At 63.1% G+C, this 4,285-nt stretch carries 5 protein-coding genes; all 5 read right to left on the reverse strand.

Going from position 1 to position 4,285, the window contains the following annotated elements:
- The coding region (pgk, locus tag QZ079_RS08305) for a phosphoglycerate kinase (protein WP_297037405.1) at positions 1–321 on the reverse strand (321 nt) is incomplete at its 3' end.
- Between the two features lie 90 nt (positions 322–411).
- Positions 412–1,437 carry a type I glyceraldehyde-3-phosphate dehydrogenase gene (gap, locus tag QZ079_RS08310; RefSeq protein ID WP_019128634.1) on the reverse strand — a complete coding sequence of 342 codons (1,026 nt, stop codon included), beginning with the start codon at positions 1,435–1,437 and terminating at the stop codon, positions 412–414.
- 371 nt (positions 1,438–1,808) lie between these two features.
- Positions 1,809–2,732: a DNA-binding protein WhiA gene (gene whiA / locus QZ079_RS08315; RefSeq protein ID WP_297037406.1), complete on the reverse strand. Its 924-nt coding sequence runs from the start codon at positions 2,730–2,732 to the stop codon at positions 1,809–1,811.
- A gap of 69 nt (positions 2,733–2,801) precedes the next feature.
- Positions 2,802–3,743 (reverse strand): RNase adapter RapZ, encoded by a 942-nt coding sequence (rapZ, locus tag QZ079_RS08320; protein ID WP_297037409.1) that lies wholly within the window; start codon positions 3,741–3,743, stop codon positions 2,802–2,804.
- A gap of 82 nt (positions 3,744–3,825) precedes the next feature.
- On the reverse strand, positions 3,826–4,285 hold a 460-nt coding region (locus QZ079_RS08325), incomplete at its 5' end, for a helix-hairpin-helix domain-containing protein (protein WP_297037410.1).

The raw sequence follows: 4,285 nt of genomic DNA on the forward strand, positions 1-4,285 counted from the left end.
GGCGGCAGCCTCAGCAGCAGCCTCGCCGTAGGTATCGGCGACGAAGGAGACGTTCAGACCGGAGAGCTCGGCGAGCTTCTCGGCAACGGGAGCGAGCGAGAGCGCCGGCTCCGGGCCGTCGCCCTTGGGGCGGCCGAGGTGGCTCATGAGGATGACCTTGGCGTTGTGGTCAACGAGGTACTGGATGGTGGGGATGGCGGCCTTGATGCGCGTGGTATCGCCCACGACGCCATCGGCCACCGGCACGTTGAAGTCCACGCGCACGAGGACGCGCTTGCCGTCGACATCGATGTCGCGGATGGTCTTCTTGAAGAAAGCCATGTTCACTCCTTTACGTTCGAAAACAAAAAGGTGCGGCCGCGGCCCTGTGAGCTGCGACCGCACCCGTGTGTACCGAGCGGAGCCCGAAGCTTACGCCACGAACTTCTCGAAGTACTTGATGGTGCGGACCATCTGGGAGGTGTAGGAGTTCTCGTTGTCGTACCAAGAGGTAACCTGAACGAGCGTCTGGCCGTTGCCGAGCGGGGCGCACATGGTCTGGGTGGCGTCGAAGATCGAGCCGTGGGTCTCGCCGATGATGTCGGTGGAGACGATGTCGTCCTCGTTGTAGGCGAAAGTCTCGGAGATGGTCGCGGCGTAAGCCTTCATAGCGGCGTTGACCTCGTCCTTGGTGACTTCCTTGTCAACCACGGCATAGAGGTTGGTGAGGGAGCCGGTGGGGGTGGGAACGCGCTGGGCAGCACCGATGAGCTTGCCGTTGAGCTCGGGGAGCACGAGACCGATGGCCTTGGCGGCACCGGTGGAGTTCGGGACGATGTTCACGGCGCAGGCGCGGCTGCGACGCTTGTTGCCCTTGCGCTGCGGGCCGTCGAGCGGCATCTGGTCGCCGGTCCAGGCATGGATGGTGGTCATGATGCCGGACACGATGGGCGCGAAGTCGTTGAGACCCTTGGCCATCGGGGCGAGGCAGTTGGTGGTGCAGGACGCGGCGGAGATGATGTTGTCCTCGGCCGTGAGCTGCTCATGGTTCACGTTGTAAACGATGGTGGGCAGGTCGTTGCCGGCCGGAGCGGAGATGACGACCTTCTTGGCGCCGGCGTTGATATGCGCCTGGGCCTTCTCCTTGGAGGTGTAGAAGCCGGTGCACTCGAGCACGACGTCGACACCGAGCTCGCCCCACGGGAGGTTGTTGGCGTCGGCCTCCTTGTAGATGGTGATCTCCTTGCCGTCGACGGTAATGGAGTTCTCACCGGCGGTGACCTCGTGATCGCGGCTGTAATTGCCCTGCGTGGAGTCGTACTTCAGCAGGTACGCGAGCATGTCCGGGGAGGTGAGGTCGTTGATGGCGACGATCTCGGAACCCTCGTGACCGAACATCTGGCGGAACGCGAGACGACCGATGCGGCCGAAGCCATTAATCGCAACCTTTACTGCCATGTGTGTCTCCTTTCGTAGGGCCCGGCAGGTTCCTTGCCTACCGCTCAGACCCACAAACAAACCACTCACCAAATATACCTTTTTTTACAAGATAGATTCGCGTGAATAGTGACTTTTTGACGATTCTCTGATATTAAAACGCTTCATATTATTGAAGCGTTCAAATAGTTGAAAGCTAGTCACGCGCCCTGTTTGCGTACAAGTATCCCAGGGGTATTGAACCGAGCGGATGTAAAATTACCCCAGCGACTTTTTTACATCGCACTGACAGGAATTCGCGCAACAACGCACCCCTCCTAGTGCGATGTAAAAAAGTCGCTGGGGTAATTTTACAAAGCAGCCGCCTGGGTGGCCCTGCGTGCCTTGGCCCCCTACTCGCCAAGGAGCTTTTCCAGGCGGAGCACCCGGTGGTACAGGGCAGATTTGGAAAGCGGCGGGTTGCACATCTCGCCCAGGTCGCGGAGCGAAAGATCCGGGTACGCGAGGCGCAGGTCACAGAACTCCTCGAGCGCCTGTGGCAAGCTGCCCCGCAGGCCGAGCTCCTCGGCCTCGGCAATGAGCTCGAGCTGGTGCTGGGCGGCGCCGGCGCTTCTCGTCTGGTTCGCAAGCTCGGCGTTCACCTTGCGATTAACCTCGTTCTTCACCGACTTCATCGCCCGCGCGTCCTCGAGCACGTCCACGGACCTTGCCGCACCCACCGCCTCGAGCAGGCCGCGCACATCGTCGCCGCTCTTCACGTACACCGCATACGTCGACTTCCGATGGTTCACGCGCGCGTTGATGCCGACCTCGCCGATGAGCCGCGCAAGCGACCGGGCGAACTCCTCCCCTTGCACGGCGATTTCCAAATGAAAGTCACCGCGCGGATCGGCAACGAAGCCGCCGGCGATAAGCGCGCCGCGGATATACGCCAGCCTACAGCACGGCCGCGCGACAACATGCCGCGGGATGCCCGCCACGAGCCCACCGCGCCGGTCGAGCACGCCCAGTAGCACGAGCGCTTTGTCGAGTCCCGGCTGATCGGGAAGCGAGATGAGGTAGTTGCGCACCTTGTGGAGCACCGAGCGCCGCACGGTGAACTCGGTCTTGAGCTTGAGCACCTTGTGCGTGAGCCCGATCATGGTGCGCGCCACGGCGCCCGTCTCCGTGGCGACCATGAGCCCGTAGCGCCCCGATCCGCCGAGCGAAAGCGTGCCGCACACGCGCACGAGCGCAGCGAGCGTCGCAAGATCGCAGAACTCGCATACCGGCTCCTGACGAGACAGCTCATCTCGCACCTCGGCCGTGAAGGACATATAGAACGCTCGCCTCCTCTGTTGGCAAAAGGGCGATTTCACTACCTGGTGCTGAAATCGCCCGTGTTGTTAGTGTGCTTCGCCGCTGGCAGTCATGTTAGCGCGTGGCAGGTCGCGATGCGAGATCGTCACATGGTACTGCTGGCGCTCGAGATAGCGCGCCGTTGCCTCCGCGATGGCCACACTGCGGTGCTGGCCACCCGTGCACCCCACGGCGATCGAGAGCTGCGGCTTGCCCTCCGCCACATACCCTGGCATGACGGCGTCGAGCAGCTGGCGCCATGCCGTCCAGAACGCCTGGGTGTTCGGATGCTCGAGAACGAAGCGCGAAACCTTCTCGTCGAGTCCCGTGAGCTTGCGCATCTCGGGGTCGTAGAAGGGGTTCGGCAGGAACCGCACGTCGATCAAGATATCGGCCTCGACAGGCATGCCGTGCTTGAAGCCGAAGGAGAACACCTGCACGTCCATGAGCTGCTGGTCGGTAAGCTCGGAGAACGCCATGCGGAGCTTCGTGCGAAGCGCCGCGACCTTCAAACGACTCGTGTCGATGATCATATCCGCATGGTCGCGCACCTCTGCAAGCTGCGTGCGCTCGCGCTGGATGGCATCGGCCGTGGTGTCGCCGGGCTTCGCAAGCGGGTGCCGACGGCGGTTCTCGCTATAACGGCGGATGAGCACCTCGTCCGACGCTTCGAGAAACACAACCTTGCAGCTCATCTCGTGCGCGCGCAGGTTCTGGATGGTATCGAGCAGCTCGTCGAAGAGCCCCTGGCTGCGCAGGTCGCTCGTCACCGCGAGGTGCCTGCCCACGCCGGTGTTGATACCCACGAGCTGCGCGAGCTGGAGCACGAGACTCGGCGGCAGGTTGTCGATGCAGAAATAGCCCATGTCTTCGAAGACGTGCAGCGCCTGCGTGCGCCCGGAACCGCTCATGCCCGTGATGATGACGATATCGGGCACGCGGTCGGCAAGCTCTGCCGCGGTGATCACCTGGGGGTTGATATCTGCCATGGGCTGCCTCCTTGCGCGCGGGCGACACGGTCTCGTCCAGTATACCGCGCACGGGACGCAGCGCATGCGGCGAGGATCGCGGCTATTCCGCTTCTCCCTGAGTCGCTTCCCCACTGTCCGCTCCCGCCCCAGCGCGCTCGCGATCCCAGGCTCGAAGCGTGTCGTACACGGCCTGCGCCACCTGCGCCGGTACGCCCTTCACGGCGGCGATGTCCTCCACGCTTGCCGCGCGGAGCTTCTTCATGGAACCGAAGTGCTTCATGATGGCCTTCTTGCGTGTGGCACCCACGCCTTCCACCTCATCGAGCACCGACACCGTCATGGCCTTGTCGCGCAGCTCGCGGTGGAACGTGATCGCGAAGCGATGTGCCTCGTCGCGCACCTGCTTGATGAGGTAGAGCGAAGCCGAGCCACTCGGCAGCACCACGGGAGCGTCGTCCCAGGGGACGAACACCTCCTCGTCGGCCTTGGCGAGACCGCACACGGGGATATCGAGGCCGAGAGCTTCGAGCTGCGTGAGCGCGGCGGTAAGCTGCGGCTTT

This window comes from uncultured Enorma sp. (assembly GCA_905210055.1).
In the GTDB taxonomy this organism is placed as follows: Bacteria; Actinomycetota; Coriobacteriia; order Coriobacteriales; family Coriobacteriaceae; genus Enorma.